The following is an 18,038-nucleotide window of genomic DNA, read 5'->3' as shown; positions in this document are numbered from 1 at the left end:
GGTGGGGAGCGGACGCCCGCAAGTCTACTCGATCGCCGCGCATCGCGGTTTCGCCGATGCGCTCGCCGCCGGATTGATCCCGCGCTATCGCGACGACCGCTTTGGCCTCGCCAAGCTGACCTTGCTCCTGCCCAGCCGCCGCGCAGCTCGGACGGTGACCGAGGCCTTCGTGCGCGCTTCCGACGGCGGGCTGCTATTGCCGCGCATGGCGGTGGTCGGCGACCTCGATCTCGACGAGACGCTCGGCCCGCTGCTCGATCCGATCGGCGAGGATAGCGCCGCGATCCCGCCCGCGGTCGATCCGACGCGCCGCTGGCTCGAACTGGCGCGGCTGCTCAAGGATCATGACCCGTATTACGCCAAGGACGACCGGTTGCTCGCCGCATCGCGGCTGCGGCAGGCGCGCGAAATCGCAGGCACGATGGATCGCCTGCTGGTCGAGGGAATCGCGCCCGGAGAGCTGTTCGAGGAGCGCGTGCTCTCCCTTTTTCCCGAGCTCGCCAACCACTGGCAGGATTCGACCCGTCTGTTCGCGACGATCCAGGCGCACTGGCTCGCCCTGCTCGACGAGCGCGGCGAGGTCGATGCGCCCACCCGGCGCAATCGCCTGTTCGAGCATGCCGCCAGGCGCTGGAGGGAAAACCCGCCAACCGAGGCCATTGTTGCTGCGGGGGTCACCAGCGCCTCGCCCTCGCTGGCGAAGCTGCTGCGGACGGTCAGCGAGCTCGAAAACGGCGCGGTGATCCTGCCCGATCTCGACCTCTCGCTCGATGACGAGGTGTGGAACGATCTCGGGCTCGCCGGCCAGTCCGGAGAGGCGGGCGGACCGCCGATCGGGCGCGCCGATGCGCTGACCCATCCGCAATACCACCTGAAGCTGCTGCTCAACCGGATGGGCGTGAACCGCGCCGAGGTCCAGCCTTGGCACCGCGCGGGGATCGCGGCCGCGCGCCCCGATCGCAGCACCGCGATCTCGAACCTGTTCCTTCCGCCGGGGCCCTCGGCGCGCTGGGCCGGGCTCGATATCGAACAGCGCCGGCTTGCCGGTGTGACGCTGATGGAGTGCGCCAATCCCGAGGAAGAGGCGCAGGCAATTGCGATCCGGATTCGCGAGGCGCTCGAAACGCCGGAGAAACGCGTCGCGCTGGTAACCCCCGATCGCGGATTGGCGTCGCGCGTGGTCGCGCACCTGCGCCGCTGGCATATCGAGGCCGACGACACCGCGGGTACACCGCTGCCGCAGACTGCGCCCGGGCGTCTGTTCCTGCTCGCGGCCGAGCTGATGGGCGGCGAGGGCGGGCCGATCGCGCTTTCCGCGCTGTTGCAGCACCCGCTGGTCATGCGCGAAGGTGAACGCGCCCGCTGGCTCGAGAATGCGCGCCGGTTCGATCGAGAATTGCGCGGGCCGCGCCCGGCACCGGGTCTCGCACCCCTGCGCGCGGTGGCGGAGAAGAATAGGCTCGGCGATTGGTGGGGCGAGGTCGAAGCGCTGCTCGCCCCGTTGTTCGAACCGCGCGAGGAGATCGCGCTCGATGCGGCGCTCGACCTGCTTGCCGAAACCAGCGAAGCACTCGGCTCGGTCGGGTTGTGGGGCGGGGCGGAAGGCCGCGCGCTGTCCGCCTTCCTCGAGGAATTGCGCGAGCAGGCTCGTGCCGTCCCGACCGCGCTCGAGCCCCGCGAACTCCCGTCGATCCTGCGCGAGGCGATGGAGCGCGTCGCGGTGCGCCCGCCCTGGGGCGGCCATCCGCGCGTCTCCATCTACGGGCTGCTCGAAAGCCGGATGAGCCGTGCGGAGCTCGTTATCTGCGGCGCGATGCACGAAGGCTCCTGGCCCGCCGCACCGGCGCCCGATGCGCTGCTACCACCTGCGATCATGCGCGTGCTCGGCGTGCCCGATGGCGAGTTCCGGATCGGGCTTTCCGCACACGACCTTTCCGCCGCGCTCGGGGCGCCCGAGATGATTCTTAGCCACGCCCGCCGCGACGCGAGCGGGCCGGTGATCCCCTCGCGCTTCGTGCTGCGGGTCGAGGCACTGATGGGCGAAACGCTGGCCGACAAGCACCGCGATCACGACACCGTGACGCTGGCGCGGGCGGTCGACGATGCCGAACGCGCAGACGCGGCCGCGCGACCTGCGCCAAGGCCGTCGGCCGAGCAGCGGCAGGTCAAGGTTCGCGTCACCGCGCTCGACCGGCTGCTGGGCGATCCCTACCAGTTCTATGCTTCCGAAATCCTTCGCCTCAAGGCGCTCGATCCGCTCGACGCCGAACCTTCCGCCGCGTGGAAGGGCACCGCGGTGCACGACATCCTCGAACGCTGGCACAAGGGCGAGGGCGAGCTCCACGTTCTTGCAGCCGACGAACTCGCGAGGATGTCGGGCCACCCGCTGGTGCGGCACCTGTGGTGGCCTCGGCTCCAACAGGCTCTCGACTGGGTGGTGAAGCATACCGAGGAGCTCGCTGAGGAGGGGCGCTTGCCGATCGCATGGGAGGTCGATGGCGAGATCCCGATCGCCGGTGCGGTGCTCAAGGGGCGCGCCGACCGGATCGATCGGCTCGAAGACGGCAGTCTCGCGATCCTCGATTACAAGACCGGTAGCCCGCCCTCGAAGGCGCAGGTCGAGCACGGCTTTGCGCTCCAGCTCGGGCTGATCGGGCTGATGGCGCGCGAGGGCGCGTTCAAGGGCGTGCGCGGAACGCCCGAAAAGTTCGAATATTGGTCCCTCGCCCGCGCACGTGACGGAAATTTCGGCTATGTCGAAACCCCGCATCCGGGGCCTCGTGGGAAACGCGGGATTCCGCGCGATGAATTCCTCGATCGGACCGAAGACTTCCTGCGCGAAGGTATCGCGAAATTCATCACCGGCGACGCGCCCTTCACCGCGCGCGAGAACCCCGATTACGAGGGGTATAACGATTACGACCAGCTGATGCGGCTCGAGGAATGGATCGCCGCGCCGGAGGACGGGGCGTGAGCGCGAAGATATTCAGGCTGGCCGATGCGCAGGCCGAAGCGGTCGATCCGCGCGACACCGTGTGGCTCGGCGCATCGGCGGGCACGGGGAAGACGCAAGTCCTCTCCGCACGCGTGCTGCGACTGTTGCTCGAACCCGATGTTTCGCCGTCCGAAATCCTGTGCCTGACCTTCACCAAGGCGGGCGCTGCCGAAATGGCCGAGCGCGTCAACGGCGTGCTCGCACGCTGGGTCCGGCTCGAAGAGACGAAATTGGCGAAGGAGCTGGCCGATATCGGCGCCGATGTCGGACGGGAAACGATCGCCCGCGCGCGCACGCGCTTCGCCGCGGTGCTCGACTGCCCCGGCGGGGGCCTGCGGATCGATACGATCCACGCCTTCTCGACCTGGCTGCTGTCGGCGTTCCCGCACGAGGCCGGGCTCCAGCCGGGACTTCGCGCGATGGAAGAGCGCGAGGCGGACCTGCTCGCGCGCGAAGTGCTCGCCGACATGCTGCTCGATGCCGAGAAACGGAACGATAGCAAGGTGCTCGACGCGCTCGCCGCGCTGTCGCTGAGGTTCGGGCCGGACGGGGCGGAATGGTTCCTGCGGCGCTGCGCCAAGGCGCACGATGCCTGGCACGGAACGCGGGGCTTCGTCCCGCCGCTGCGCCCCCGGCTGCTCGCGTTGCTCGGGCTACCGTCCGATGCATCGCGCGCGACCCTCGCCGCACTTTGCGCCGACGACCGCTTTCCCGTCGGGCAGCTGCGTCACTGCGAAACGATCCTGCGCGAATGGAACAGCAAGACCGGACTTGCCGGGGCGGACGCCATCGCCGCGTGGCTCGCGGCAGAGCCGGCCGCCCGGCTCGAAACACTCGAATCTTTCCGCGGTACGGTACTGACCAAGGAGGGAAAACCGGCACGGCTCGCCAACATTCTCAAGGTCGACGACACCTATGGCCCGGCAATCGACGACGTGGTCGAGGCGCTCGAACGGGCCGAAGGCGCGTTGCGGCTCCTTGAACTTGCCGACTGGCTCGCTCCGGCGCTCGAACTTGGGCGCGAATATGCGCTGGCATGGGAAGAAGCGAAACTGCGCGAAGGACTGATCGATTTCGACGACCAGATCCGCCTCGCCGCGAAATTGCTCACCCGCGCAGACGTCGCCGACTGGATCCGCTTCAAGCTCGACCGCCGGTTCGACCACATCCTCGTCGACGAGGCGCAGGACACCAATGCCGCGCAGTGGAAGATCATCCTCGAGGGGCTGGCGCAGGAATTCTGGACCGGCGAGGGCTTGCACGGGCTCGAAACCCGCACGCTGTTCGTCGTCGGAGACTACAAGCAGGCGATCTTCGGCTTCCAGGGCACCAGCCCGGAGAATTTCCGCAGGGCGCGGGATCTCGTCCGCGAACGCATGGCGCGCTATCGCGATGCGTGGCAGCAGGCCAATGCCCGCGCGAACGAGAGCGCTGGGCCGCGCGGACTGCAGGAACTCGGGCTCGGACGCTCCTTCCGCACCGCCAGGCCGATCCTCGAATTCGTCGATCGCGCGATCGCCGCGATCGGGCCCGAGCAGATCGGGCTGCGGCCGCAGGATGTCGAGCCGCACGAGGGCGAGGAGCGCCCCGGCACGATCGGCCTGTGGCGCCCGGTCGGTTTCGAAGAGGGCGAAGGTGCAAGCGAGGGTCCCGATGCCGAAGGCGGCGACTGGATCCAGCCGACCGACCGCCGGCTCGCCACGCGGATCGCGCAGCAGGTCAAGGACATGCTCGACAAGGGCTTCCCACTCCACAAGGGCGAATCGCGCAATGCCGGGCCGGGCGACGTCATGGTGCTGGTGCGCCGGCGCAAGGACCTCGCCGGGCTGATCGTCGCGCGGCTGCACGAGGAGGGCGTTCCGGTGGCGGGGGTCGACCGACTGCGGCTTGGTGATCCGCTCGCGGTGCAGGACCTGCTCGCGGCGCTGCGCTTCGCCGCGCAGCCATTGGACGACCTAAACCTCGCCGCGCTACTGGTTTCGCCGCTGGTGGGCTGGTCGCAGGAGCAATTGCTCCAACACGGCTATCGCGAGGGCAGTGTCCGGTTGTGGGAGCATTTGCGCGCCTCCTCGCATCCCGACGTGCTCGCACTGCGCGACCACATGCGCGGCCTGCTCGAACGCGCCGATTTCGAACCGCCCCAACGCCTCCTCCACTGGCTCCTCACCGGGCCGTGGCAAGCACGGCGGCGTCTCGTCGCGCGATTGGGACGGGAGGCCAACGACCCGATCGACGAATTGCTCAATGCCGCGCACGCCTATGCGGTGTCGCAGGTGCCGAGCCTCACCGGGTTCCTCCACTGGCTCGACGCGGGCGAGGGGGAATTGAAGCGCGAGGCGGGCAAGGCGGGGGAACAGGTCCGCGTGATGACCGTGCACGGCTCGAAGGGCCTGCAGGCGCCGATCGTGATCCTTGCCGATGCCGCCGACAATCCGAAAAACTCGCGCGGGAATGCACTGGCGCTGGCCGAGACCGGGCCGGGTCGGGAGGATGCGCCCGAGCTGCCCATGCCCGCGATTCCCGCCGACCAGCGGGCCGGTCCTCTCGCCGAGGCAAAAGCCGAGGCCGATGCGGAAATGCTGCGCGAACACTGGCGGCTGCTCTATGTTGGCATGACCCGCGCCGAGGAAGCGCTGTTCGTCACCGGCTCGCTCGGCGCGCGCGAAAAGGCGCCGCACGAGGACAGTTGGTACGCACGGCTCGAACCGCTGTTCGACCCCGATGGGTGGGTCGAGGGGCGACGAGGAATTCCGGTCAACGTGATCGGCGGACCCGGAGAGCCGCATGCCGCCACGCATGCCTCGGCCAGCGAATCAATCGCCCTACCCGACTGGCTCGCGCGCCCGGTCGGACCCGAGCCGCGACCGCCGCGGCCGCTCGCGCCATCCTCGCTCGGCGAGGAAGAGGCCCCGGACCCGCCGCTCCCGCCCGGCGAGGCCGGACCGGCCGCGCGTCGGGGGACGCTGATCCACCGCCTGCTCGAACGCCTGCCCGATGTCGACCCGGCCGAACGCGAGCACCGGGCGCTGACCTGGCTCGCGACCCAGGCGTCCGACCTCGATCTCGAAATACACCAAGAAATCGTCTCCAGTAGCTTGAAAGTCCTAGACGATCCGAATTGGTCCAAGCTTTTCGGTCCGCACGCGCTGGCGGAGGTTCCTATCGCGGCGACCGTGGGCGAAGCGGTGATCGCGGGGACTATCGACCGGCTGTTGATCGAGGACGATCGCGTTCTCGTGGTCGATTTCAAGACGACGAGGCGACCGCCGGAAAACCTCGCCGAAATGCCGCCCGCAACCATGCGCCAGATGGCCGCCTACGCCGCCAGCCTGCGCGCGATCTATCCGGGGCGGAGCGTGGAGGCGGCGGTCCTCTACACCCACGCGCCGCGCCTGCTCGCGCTCCCGCCCGAGTTGCTCGAATCCGAAGGACCGCGGGCTCGGTCGGATCGTAGCGAGGGGTAACCGCCGCGCGCGTGGTTGCGAAACATCGTCCACGCCCTAGATAGCGTTGCAACTGATAAGGAGCTCCCATGTCCACCACCGCCGTCACCGATGCCGATTTCCAGTCCAAGGTCCTCGAGAGCGACAAGCCCGTGCTGGTCGATTTCTGGGCCGAATGGTGCGGCCCCTGCAAGATGATCGCCCCCGCGCTCGAGGAAATTTCCGAAGAGCTGGCCGACAAGGTGACGATCGCCAAGATGGACATCATGGAAAGCACCGAGGTGCCGCAGAAATTCGGCGTCCAGTCGATCCCGCTGATGGTACTGTTCAAGAACGGCGAACCGGTCGCGCAGAAGCTCGGCGCGGCGCCCAAGTCGCAGCTCCAGAGCTGGCTCGAAAGCGAACTCTGATTGTTTCCGGCTGAGCGGGCTCAGCCCATCGCGGCGACCCGCTCCGCCAGTTCATTCCACAATTCGTGCGAAGCCGCGCCGATCAGACCGGCGCGCTGCCAGTCGTCGGGGCGATATTCGCTGCCGTCGAGCCGCGCGACCTTTCCGCCTGCCTCTTCGAGCCACAACGCGCCCGCAGCGTGATCCCACGGCAGCGTCCGGTTGAACAGCGACACGTCGTTCTCGCCCAGTGCGAGCCGCGGATACTGTTCGGCGGCGCAGCGCGGGATCTCGACCAGCCGGTAATGCGGCGCGATATGCTCGCGCACTGCCTCGCGCTCGGCCGCATCGAGGAAGATCGTCGAAATCGCGGCGACCGGCGGGGATTGCTCGCTGGTCCTCGCCGTTACACGGTCTCCATCGACAAAGGCGCCTTTGCCTCGGCCTGCGTGGCAGAACCGGTCCGATTGGCAATCGTAGATCCAGCCGGCGATGGTCTCCCCGCCATCGGCCAGCGCGACCAGCACGCCAAAGGGCGGCTTCCCGGCCGCGAAATTGTTGGTCCCGTCGAGCGGATCGACGATCCAGCACAGCCCTAGGCCGAGCCGGTCCATGATCGCCGGATCGTCCTCGGCGGCTTCCTCACCGACCACGTTTGCCTCGGGCAGGATCTTTGCCAGACCTTCGGTGAGAATCGCCTCGCTCTCATGGTCGGCGACGGTCACGACATCGTCGGTGGCCTTGTTTTCGATCTCGCCCGCGGACAGCGACCGGTAGCGCGGCACGATCGCGCGCCGCGAGGCATCTTCCATCACCGCGCGAACCTGCTCGGTCAGGCGATCGCTCACGAACGATAATCCGCGTTGATCGAGATATAGCCGTGGGTGAGATCGCAGGTGTAGACCCGGGCGCGGCCGGACCCGATGCCCAGGTCGGCTTCGACGACGATCTCCTCACCCTTGAGATGCTGGGCGACCGGCGCTTCGTCGAAATCTTCGACCGCACGGCCCTCGCGCGCGACTTCGACCCCGCCGAAGCGGATCGAGAGACGGTCGCGGTCGGCCGGTTCGCCCGCCTTGCCGACCGCCATCACCACGCGACCCCAATTGGCGTCCTGCCCCGCGATTGCGGTCTTCACCAGTGGCGAATTGGCGATGCTCATCGCAACGCGATGCGCGCTGTCGTCCGATTGCGCGCCCGAGACCCGGATCTCGATGAACTTGGTCGCGCCTTCGCCGTCCCGCACCACGAGCTTGGCCAATTGGTCGCAGAGATCGGCGAGCGCACTGGCGAAGGCGTCGGCACCTGGGCTGTCGTGGTCGACGAGCGGGGCATTGCCCGCCGTGCCGGTGCCGAAGGCGAGCACGGTGTCGCTGGTCGACGTGTCGCTATCGACGGTGATACTACCGAAGCTCGGCCCGTTGGCTTCGGACAGCAATTCCTGGAGCAGTGCAGGCTCGATCGCCGCATCGGTCACGACATAGCCAAGCATCGTCGCCATGTCGGGCGCGATCATGCCACTGCCCTTGATCACGCCGATCAGCCTCACCTCCGTGTCGTCGATGAAGGCGCTGGCGTGCGCGCCCTTTTCGAATGTGTCGGTGGTGCCGATCGCGCGCGCGACCTCCAACCAGTCACATGGCTCGGCGGCGAGGGCAGCATCGACGCCGGCGCGCGCCTTGTCCTTGGGGAGTGGCACGCCGATCACGCCGGTCGAGGAAACGAAGACTTCGTGCGCTTCGCAGCCGAGTCCCTCGGCCACTTGCGCCTGGATCTGTTCGACCGCCTCGCGCCCCGCTGCGCCAGTGAAGGCGTTCGAGTTCCCGGCATTGACCACGAGCGCGCGCGCCCGACCGCCTCCGATTTGCGCGCGGCCGGCTTCGACCTCGGGCGAGGCGCAGGCGCTTTTCGTGAACAGGCCGGCGACCGCGGTGCCCTCGGCGAACTCGACCAGCGTCAGGTCGCAGCGATCCCATTCCTTGTAGCGCGCCCGCGCCACGCGCGGCGTCGCCCCGTCGATCGGCGGCAGGTCGGGAAAGGGGCGGGCGAGCGGTGAGCGATCGAGGTCCATGTCAGGCACGCGAATATGACCTCGCCCTCCCGCCCGCAAGCAATTGTCCCTTGGCGGTTTACGTCCGTGAACAAAGCCACTACATCTCATTGCACGATGCTACGCCGTCTTCTTACCTGCCTTGCGCTCCTGACCGGCCTTGCCGCCGTTGCGGCGCCTGCGCAGGCAGAGAATGTCCGCTCGCTGGTTTCGCAGGTCGAGGCCGCCACCGGCGACCCGGCCGAGTGCAAGTCCGACGAACGGACCTGCGAATGCCGCGAAAAGGCGAGGGATGGCAGGAAGGCCGAAGACAAGGCGTGCCCGCGCGAAAAGCGGCGCACGATCTACATTCCGCCGATCTATATCAGCGCCGACCTCGCGCTCGAATAGCGCACCCCGGAACATTTCCGATCTAGCTGCTGCGCGCCCGGGCCTCTTGCCGCGGGCGCATCCCCTTACATTGATACGAAAGTTTGACGCCCATGTTCGGCAATCTCGCCAAGACTCTCTTCGGCTCGTCCAACGACCGTTACGTCGCCTCGATCCAGAAGATCGTCGCCACCATCAACGCCTATGAAGACCAGATCGTCGCACTGACCGACGAGGAATTGCAGGGCCAGACCGAGAAGTTCCGCCGCCAGCTCGAAGAGGGCAAGACGCTGGACGACATCATGCCCGAAGCCTTCGCCACCGTGCGCGAAGCCTCGAAGCGCGTGCTCGGCATGCGCCATTTCGATGTGCAGATGGTCGGCGGCGTGGTGCTCCATCGCGGCGAAATCGCCGAAATGCGCACCGGCGAGGGCAAGACGCTGGTCGCCACGCTGGCCTGTTACCTCAATGCGCTCGAGGGCAAGGGTGTGCACGTCGTCACCGTCAACGACTACCTCGCCCGCCGCGACGCCGAATGGATGGGCCAGGTCTATCGCTGGCTCGGCCTGAGCGTCGGCGTGATCGTGCCCAACCTGCCCGAGCCCGCCCGGCGCGAGGCTTACGCGGCGGATATCACCTACGCGACGAACAACGAGCTCGGCTTCGATTACCTGCGCGACAACATGAAGCACGAGCGCAGCCAGATGGTCCAGCGCCCCTTCAACTTCGCGATCATCGACGAAGTCGACTCGATCCTGATCGACGAGGCACGTACCCCGCTGATCATCTCGGGCCCGACCGAGGACAAGTCCGATCTCTACATCGCGGTCGATGCGGTGGTGAAGCGGATCGAAGAGGACCTCTACGAAGCCGACGAGAAGACCAAGAATGTCCAGCTGACCGAAGACGGCATCGAATGGGCCGAGCGCGAGCTCGAGAAGGAAGGCCTGCTCGAAGGCGACAACCTCTACGATATCGAGAACACGCAGGTGGTCCACCACCTCGACCAGGCGTTGAAGGCCAACGTCATGTTCAAGCGCGACACCGATTACATCGTGAAGGACGACAAGGTCGTCATCATCGACGAATTCACCGGTCGCATGATGGATGGCCGCCGCTGGTCGAACGGCCTCCACCAGGCGGTCGAGGCCAAGGAAGGGGTGAAGATCGAGCCCGAGAACCAGACGCTCGCCTCGATCACCTTCCAGAACTATTTCCGCATGTATCCCAAGCTTTCGGGCATGACCGGCACCGCCGCGACCGAAGCGGCCGAATTCTGGGACATCTACAAGATGAACGTGGTCGAGATCCCGACCAACGTCCCGGTCCAGCGGATCGACGAGGAAGACGAGTTCTACAAGAACACGCTCGACAAGTTCAAAGCGATCGCAAAGGCGATCGCAGAGAAGAGCGCGCAGGGCCAGCCGGTGCTTGTCGGCACCGTATCGATCGAAAAATCAGAGCTGCTGTCCAAATTCCTCGACGAGGAAGGCGTGAAGCACGCAGTGCTCAACGCCCGCTTCCATGAAAGCGAGGCGCATATCGTCGCGCAGGCGGGACGCATCGGTGCGGTCACCATCGCCACCAACATGGCCGGCCGCGGCACCGACATCCAGCTCGGCGGCAATGTCGATTTCCGCATCGACGATGAGCTCGGCGAAATGGAAGAAGGCCCCGAACGCGACGCCGCGATCGAGCGGATCAAGGCCGAAGTCGAGGAAGAGAAACAACGCGTCAAGGAAGCCGGGGGCCTGTTCGTGCTCGGCACCGAACGCCACGAATCACGCCGCATCGACAACCAGCTGCGCGGCCGCTCGGGGCGCCAAGGCGACCCCGGCCTGTCGCGCTTCTACCTCTGCCTCGAAGACGATCTGCTGCGCATCTTCGGACCGGACACGCTGTTCGCCAAGATGATGAATTCGAACCTCGCCGACGGCGAGGCAATCGGCTCGAAATGGCTCTCCAAGGCGATCGAGACCGCGCAGAAGAAGGTCGAGGCGCGCAATTACGAGGCGCGCAAGCAGGTCGTCCAGTTCGACGACGTGATGAACGACCAGCGCAAGGTCATCTACGAACAGCGCGCCGAAATCATGGATTCCGAAACCGTCGACGACGTCATGCTCGATATGCGGAACGACACGATCAACGCGATGGTGACCGATCACTGCCCGCCGGGTTCCTACCCCGAACAATGGGACCTCGAAGGGCTCAAGGAGCGGATCGACGAGGTCCTCAACATTCCCGCCCCGATCGAGAGCTGGATCGAAGAGGATGGTATCGACCAGTCTGATATCGAGGAGCGTCTCGCCAAGGCGGTAGACGAGAAGATGGAAAAGAAGATCGCGGCCACCGATGCCTCGATCTGGCGCTCCGTCGAGAAATCGGTCCTCCTCCAGCGGCTCGATCACCACTGGAAGGAACACCTCGCGACGCTCGATGCGCTCCGCACGGTCGTTTTCCTGCGCGCGCATGCGCAAAAACAGCCGATCAACGAATACAAGCGCGAGGCCTTCGGCCTGTTCGAGAACATGCTCGACGATCTGCGCGAAGACGTGACGAAAATCCTCGCCACCAACGATATCCGCGTGCCGCCCCCGGCGACCGAGGACCTGCCCGACCTGCCCGATTTCCTGACCGGGCATATCGACCCGCTGACGGGCCGCAACGATGCCGCGGGCGAAACCGCCGGCGCGGCCGCGATGATGGCCCAGCTCGGTGCGCAGCCGCAGGGTGCCGAGGGCGAGGGGGACGATCCCTATGCCGGCATGAACCTCAACCGCAACGCGCCGTGCCCGTGCGGATCGGGTGCGAAATACAAGCATTGCCACGGCAAGGCGGGATAACGAAAAAGGCGCCCGAAGCTCGAAGCTTCGGGCGCCTTTTTCATTTCCGCGAGAGGGGGATGGCTCCCCGAGTTGGATTCGAACCAACGACCAAGTGATTAACAGTCACCTACTCTACCGCTGAGCTATCGGGGAATACCCGCCCTCGTGCGGAAGCGCGCCTATATGCGGCGCGATTCCCGATTGCAAGACCGCTTTTCGCCAAACCGCCACGGAAATTTCCGCGACCGTTAATTCAGGTGACGAACTGCTCGGCCACGATGCGTTCCTCGAGCGTCTGGCCCTTGTCGAACAGCAGGGTGAGCGTACGCGAGGTGTCGATCGAGACGGTGACCTCGTCGATATCGCGCAGCTCCTTCTGGTCGGCGACAGCAGCGACCGGGCGCTTGTCGGGATCGATCACGCGGAAGCCGATCTCGTAGTGATCGGGCAGGATTGCCCCGCGCCAGCGACGCGGGCGGAACGGGCTGATCGGGGTCAGCGCGAGCAGGTTCGAAGTCAGCGGCAGGATCGGCCCGTTGGCGGAGAAATTGTAGGCGGTCGACCCGGCCGGGGTCGCGACGAGGACGCCGTCGGCCGACAGTTCGGTGATCCGCTTGCGGCCGTTGACGTGCACTTCGAGCTTGGCGGTCTGGCGCGTTTCGCGCAGCAACGAGACCTCGTTGATCGCGTGGTATTCGCGCGTTTCGCCCGATTGGGTATGCGCGCGCATGCAGAGCGGCTTGACCGCGACCGGCTGCGCACGGGCGACGCGTTCGATCAGCGGGCGGGTGCGCTTGATGCGGTTCATCAGGAACCCCACCGTGCCGAGATTGAGCCCGAAGGCCGGGATTACGCGCCGTTCGTCGAGCATGGCATGCAATTGCTGGAGCATGAAACCGTCGCCGCCAAGCACGACCGCGGCGTCGGCATTCTCGAGCGGCACAAAATCGCCTTCCTCGCGCAACAGGTCGGCGGTTTGCTGTGCCGCCTCGGTTTCGGCTGCCAGCAGCGCCAGTTTCCCGATTTCGACCGTCATCCAGCTCTCCCTTGCGCGTCCGCGCCTCGTTATGGACCGGCAGCGCCGATGGCAATGGGATGTAATCTTTGCCCGGCCCGCTTGCCAGCGCTCCACCGCGGCGGCATGGACCGAAAACGATGGGCGGCCCAGATCCAACCTCCGAGCTCGAGCGCGATACCCTGACCGGCCTGCCGGTCGTCGGCGAAGCCCGCGCCCGCCTGCGCGACTGGCTCGAAGACGCGAATGGCGACGACGAGGCACCGCTGGTCCATGCGGCGCTGCTGGGACTCCGCCGGTTCGAGACGATCAACCTTGCCTATGGCGAAAGCGCCGGCGACGTGGCGCTGGCCGAGGTCGCGCGCAGGCTCAACCGCTTTCTCGAGGATGATATCGAGGGCGAATGGATGCTCGCGCGTGGGCGCGGTGGGCACTTCGTGATCATCGCGCGTGGGCCGTGCAGCCGCGAACGCTGGGAATGGCTGGCCGAGGAACTCGCCGATTCGATCGCCCTGCCAATCAATGCCAACGAAGGCGTGCTGCGCCTCTCGCCGCGGATCGCCTTGCTGCGGGTCCTCGCCAACGAGCGTGCCGACACCGCGCTCGACCGCTTGGGCATCGCGCTCACCTCGCTCCAGCGCGACCAGAACCGCCGCGTCCAGTGGGCCGATGGCGAGGAAGCGCTGATTGGGCGCAGCGGCGCACAGCTCGAGGCCGACCTGCTCCGCGCGATCGATCGCGACGAAATCGAAATCCTGTTCCAGCCGCAATATTCGCTCAGTGACAACGCGCTGGTCGGGGCCGAGGCGCTGGCGCGTTGGCAGCATGGCGAGCTTGGCCTCATCGGCGCATCGGCGCTGTTCACGATCGCGGAGCGCGCCGACCACCTGATGCCGCTGTCGCGCCACATCGCGATGCGCGCGCTCGAACTGGCGAGCGAGTGGCCGGCGCATTTGCGGCTGTCGCTCAACGTCACGCCCGCCGATCTCGCGGACAATCGCTTCGCGGCGCAATTGCTCAACGTTTTGCGTCAGACCGCCTTTCCGCCGCAGCGGCTCACGATCGAGGTGACCGAACACGCCTTGCTCGGCGACCTGAGTACCGCGCAGCGCAGCCTCCAGCAATTGGCCGAGCAGAAAATCGAGGTCGCGTGCGACGATTTCGGCGCGGGGTTCTGCAATTTCCGCTATCTCAAGGTGCTGCCGATCGGCGCGATCAAGCTCGACCGTTCGATGGTCGAGGGCGTGCTCGACGACAGCCGCGATCTCGAAGTGCTGCGCGCGATCATCGCGCTGGGGAAGGCGCTGCGCCTGAAGCTCATCGCCGAGGGTGTCGAGGACGAAGCCTTGCGCGTCCTGCTCGCCGACGAGGGCTGCGACACCTACCAGGGGTTCCTCGGCGGGCAGCCGATGTCGTCGCGCGAATTCCTCGAACTGATACGGCCCTGAAGGATCAGGCGGCGCGCGCTTCCTGCTTGCGCTTGCGGCGGACGATCCCCGAGAGCCCCTTGGTGAGCTGGAACAGCCCGTTCAAACGCGATTGCGGATCGCCCCAGCTGCGCGTCACCACCAGCTTCATGTCGGGACGCAGCTTGGCGGTACCCTTCAGCCGGTCGACATAGGCGATCAGCCCCGGGCCGTCGGGGAAGTCGTCATTGTGGAAGGTGACCAACGCGCCCTTCGGACCGAGGTCGATCTTGGCGATATGGGCATCGATCGCCTGCTGCTTGATCTCGATCAGCTTGACGAGGTTGGCGGTCGGATCGGGCAACGGGCCGAAGCGGTCGATCATCTCCGCCGCGAGCGCCTCGAGCTCGGCCTTGCCCTCGACCTGGTTGAGGCGCCGATAGAGCGCCATCCGTACCGCGAGATCGGGCACGTAATCCTCGGGGATCATGATCGGCGCATCGACGGTGATCTGCGGCGAGAGGCCCGACGTGTCCTTCTCGAGCCCTGCATCGCCCGCCTTGGCGGCGACGATCGCGTCCTCGAGCATCGACTGGTAGAGTTCGAACCCGACTTCGCGAATATGGCCCGACTGTTCGTCGCCGAGCAGGTTCCCGGCGCCGCGCAGGTCGAGATCGTGGCTCGCAAGCTGGAAGCCCGCGCCGAGGCTGTCGAGATCGCCGAGCACCTTGAGACGCTTTTCCGCGACTTCGGACAGCTGCGTATCGGCCGGATAGGTCAGGTACGCATAGGCGCGCAGCTTGGCCCGGCCGACCCGCCCGCGCAGCTGGTAGAGCTGCGCGAGGCCAAAGCGATCAGCGCGGTGGATGATGATCGTGTTGGCGCTGGGGATGTCGATCCCGCTCTCGACGATGGTGGTCGAAAGCAGCACTTCGTACTTACCCTCGTAGAACGCGCCCATGCGGTCCTCCACCTCTGCGGGCGTCATCTGGCCGTGCGCGGTGATCGCCTTGATCTCGGGGACGTGCTCTCTCAGCCAGTCCTCCACATCGGCCATGTCGGCGATGCGGGGCACGACGATGAAGCTCTGCCCGCCGCGATGGTGTTCGCGCAGCAGCGCCTCGCGCATCACCATGTCGTCCCATTCGGTCACGTAGGTGCGCGTGGCGAGGCGATCTACCGGCGGGGTCTGGATCGTGGATAGCTCGCGCAGTCCAGACATCGCCATCTGGAGCGTGCGCGGGATCGGCGTTGCAGTGAGGGTGAGCACGTGAACGTCGGCGCGCAGCTGCTTGAGGCGCTCCTTGTGGGTCACCCCGAAACGCTGTTCCTCGTCGACGATCACGAGGCCGAGATCCTTGAAATTGACGTGCTTCGAGAGGATCGCGTGGGTGCCGATCACGATATCGACCTTGCCGCTCTCGATCCCCTCGCGGGTTTCCTTCGCCTCCCTGGCGGGGACGAGGCGCGACAGGCGACCGATCTCGAGCGGGAAGCCGGAAAAACGCTCGACGAAATTGGTGTAGTGCTGGCGCGCGAGCAGCGTGGTGGGGGCGACGACCGCGACCTGCTGGCCGTTCATCGCCGCGATGAAGGCGGCGCGCAGCGCGACCTCGGTCTTGCCGAAGCCGACATCGCCGCAGACGAGCCGGTCCATCGGGCGACCGGTGGCAAGATCGCGCAGCACGTCGTCGATCGCGGCGTCCTGGTCGTCGGTCTCCTCCCAGGGAAACTTCTCGACGAACTGGTCATAGGAGCTCTTCTCGGGCTCGATCACCGGTGCCTTGCGCAGGCTCCTCGCGGCGGCGGTCTTGAGCAGTTCGTGAGCAATCTCGCGGATGCGCTCCTTGAGCCCCGCCTTGCGCCGCTGCCACGCCTCGCCGCCCAATTTATCGAGCGGCACGGTGTCGCTCTCGCTGCCGTAGCGCGAGAGGACGTCGAGGTTCTCCACGGGTATGTAGAGCTTGTCGCCGCCTGCATAGGAGAGCTGGACGCAATCGTGCGGGCTCTTGCCGACGGGGATCGATTGCAGCCCTTCATAGCGGCCGATGCCGTGATCCATGTGGACGATCAGGTCGCCCGGGCTGAGCGCCGAGATTTCCGCCATGAAGGCGTCGGCGCTCTTGCGCTTCTTCTTGCGCCGCACGAGCCGGTCGCCGAGCAGGTCCTGTTCGGTGACGAGTTCGAGTTCGTCGTTCGCGAAGCCGGTTTCGAGCGGCAGCACCAGCGCGACAGGCTGCTTCTTCGCCGCGAGACCGAGCGCCTCCTGCCAATTGTCGGCGAGGCGTGTCTTGGTGCCCGCTTCCTCGAGGATCGAGGCGATGCGCGAACGGCTGCCCTTCGAATAGGCGGCGAAGATCGCCTTGCCGTCCTTCGCGCGCTGGCCGAGATGCCTGGCTGCGGTGTCGTAGGCGTTTTCGCCGCGGGCCCGTTCGGGGGCGAAATCGCGCGCCGCCTTGAATCCGAAATCGACCGACTTGTGCCCCTCGGGCTCGGCGAAGTGGCTGGCGCGGTGGACCGGGCGCTCGGCGAGGATTTTCCCGAGCTCATCCCCGGTCAGATAGAGCGCGTCGGTATCGAGCGGGCGATAACTGCCCGAAGCCTGTCCCGAGGTTTCGCTGCGCTGGCGGTAATAGTCGGCGATGTCCGACAGCCGCTCGTCGGCCGCCCCGATCGCACCGGCATCGATCACCGTCACGTCGTCGCCGAGGTGGTCGAAAAGCGTGGTCAGTCTGTCTTCGAACAGCGGGAGCCAGTGCTCCATTCCCGCGAGCCGGCGCCCTTCGCTCACCGCCTGGTAGAGCGGGTCCTGCGTGGCATTCGCGCCGAACATTTCGCGATAGCGCGTGCGGAATCGCTTGATGCTGTCCTCGTCGAGCAGCGCTTCGCTCGCCGGGAGCAAAAGGTGTTCCTCGACATTGCGCACGGTCAGCTGCGTGTCGGTGTCGAAAACGCGCAATGATTCGAGCTCGTCGCCGAAGAAATCGAGCCGTAAGCCGCCTTCCAGTCCGCTCGGATAGACATCGAAGATCGAGCCGCGCACCGCGAATTCGCCCGCGTCGACTACAGTGTCGGTGCGGTTGTAGCCCTGCCGCTGGAGCAGTTTTGTCAGGCTGTCGTGGCCGATCTCGACCCCGGCTTTGAGCTCGCGGACCGATTCGCGAATGCGGAAGGGCGAAAGCACGCGCTGGGTCACCGCGTTGGCACTGGTCACCAGCAGCTGGTTAGCGCCCTTGGCCTGCAACCGGTGGAGCGTCGCCAATCGCTGCGCGCTGACCGAGAGTGCAGGGCTCGCGCGGTCGTAGGGCAGGCAATCCCAGGCCGGGAACTGCAGTACTTCCAGTTCGGGCGCGAAATAGGCCGCGGCCTCGGCGACCGCGCGCATCGCCTGCGCATCGGGCGCGATGAACACCGCGCGGCGCGAGGCGGCGCGGGCGAGGTCGCTCATCACCAGCGGCTGCGCGCCGCGGGCGATCCCGGCGAGCGTCAGCGGTTCGGTTGCACTCAGGATGCGGGAAAGATCGGGCATGTGCTTAGCTCAAAGGC

10 protein-coding genes and 1 tRNA gene are annotated in these 18,038 nt (G+C 66.5%); 6 read left to right on the top strand and 5 right to left on the bottom strand.

From position 1 onward, the window contains the following. Nucleotide 1 precedes the first annotated feature (1 nt). The 3 genes from IEW49_RS06300 to trxA all read left to right on the top strand — a co-directional run bounded on the left by IEW49_RS06300 (nt 2) and on the right by trxA (nt 6,848). Nucleotides 2–2,974, top strand: a complete 2,973-nt coding sequence (locus tag IEW49_RS06300; protein WP_188641877.1) for a PD-(D/E)XK nuclease family protein — start codon at nt 2–4, stop codon at nt 2,972–2,974. Beyond that, nucleotides 2,944–6,459 (top strand): double-strand break repair helicase AddA, encoded by a 3,516-nt coding sequence (addA, locus tag IEW49_RS06295; protein WP_188641876.1) that lies wholly within the window; start codon nt 2,944–2,946, stop codon nt 6,457–6,459. Before IEW49_RS06300 ends, addA begins: the two co-directional genes overlap by 31 nt. 68 nt (nt 6,460–6,527) lie before the next feature. Further along, on the top strand, nt 6,528–6,848 hold the full coding sequence (gene trxA, locus IEW49_RS06290) for a thioredoxin (protein ID WP_188641875.1): 321 nt from the start codon (nt 6,528–6,530) through the stop codon (nt 6,846–6,848). 20 nt (nt 6,849–6,868) lie between these two features. Here trxA and IEW49_RS06285 read toward each other — a convergent pair whose 3' ends face one another. Both IEW49_RS06285 and argJ read right to left on the bottom strand, forming a co-directional pair. Next, the gene (locus tag IEW49_RS06285) at nt 6,869–7,639 is read right to left on the bottom strand and encodes an inositol monophosphatase family protein (protein WP_188643117.1); all 771 of its coding nucleotides are present in this window, start codon (nt 7,637–7,639) and stop codon (nt 6,869–6,871) included. Between the two features lie 32 nt (nt 7,640–7,671). Next, nucleotides 7,672–8,898, bottom strand: a complete 1,227-nt coding sequence (gene argJ / locus IEW49_RS06280; RefSeq protein ID WP_188643116.1) for a bifunctional glutamate N-acetyltransferase/amino-acid acetyltransferase ArgJ — start codon at nt 8,896–8,898, stop codon at nt 7,672–7,674. A gap of 96 nt (nt 8,899–8,994) precedes the next feature. Here argJ and IEW49_RS06275 point away from each other — a divergent pair, with 96 nt between their 5' ends. Beyond that, complete coding sequence (locus IEW49_RS06275) at nt 8,995–9,267, top strand: hypothetical protein (protein ID WP_188641874.1); 273 nt, start codon at nt 8,995–8,997, stop codon at nt 9,265–9,267. 92 nt (nt 9,268–9,359) lie between these two features. Continuing rightward, nucleotides 9,360–12,089 carry a preprotein translocase subunit SecA gene (gene secA, locus IEW49_RS06270; protein ID WP_188643115.1) on the top strand — a complete coding sequence of 910 codons (2,730 nt, stop codon included), beginning with the start codon at nt 9,360–9,362 and terminating at the stop codon, nt 12,087–12,089. Nucleotides 12,090–12,149: 60 nt separating this feature from the next. Here secA and IEW49_RS06265 read toward each other — a convergent pair. Continuing rightward, nucleotides 12,150–12,224 (bottom strand) — tRNA-Asn (locus tag IEW49_RS06265). Nucleotides 12,225–12,324: 100 nt separating this feature from the next. Continuing rightward, complete coding sequence (locus tag IEW49_RS06260; RefSeq protein WP_188641873.1) at nt 12,325–13,107, bottom strand: NAD kinase; 783 nt, start codon at nt 13,105–13,107, stop codon at nt 12,325–12,327. 119 nt (nt 13,108–13,226) lie between these two features. On the opposite strand from IEW49_RS06260, the gene IEW49_RS06255 reads away from it, so the two are divergent. Further along, the gene (locus IEW49_RS06255; RefSeq protein WP_188641872.1) at nt 13,227–14,534 is read left to right on the top strand and encodes a bifunctional diguanylate cyclase/phosphodiesterase; all 1,308 of its coding nucleotides are present in this window, start codon (nt 13,227–13,229) and stop codon (nt 14,532–14,534) included. 4 nt (nt 14,535–14,538) lie between these two features. Here the strand turns inward: IEW49_RS06255 and mfd are convergent, their stop codons facing one another. After that, entirely contained in the window at nt 14,539–18,021 is a 3,483-nt protein-coding gene (mfd, locus tag IEW49_RS06250) for a transcription-repair coupling factor (RefSeq protein ID WP_188641871.1), read from the bottom strand. Nucleotides 18,022–18,038: the final 17 nt, after the last annotated feature.

Source organism: Pseudoblastomonas marina, from assembly GCF_014641655.1.
GTDB classification, from domain to species: Bacteria; Pseudomonadota; Alphaproteobacteria; order Sphingomonadales; family Sphingomonadaceae; genus Alteriqipengyuania_A; species Alteriqipengyuania_A marina.
This window is presented reverse-complemented; position numbering and strand designations above follow the sequence as displayed.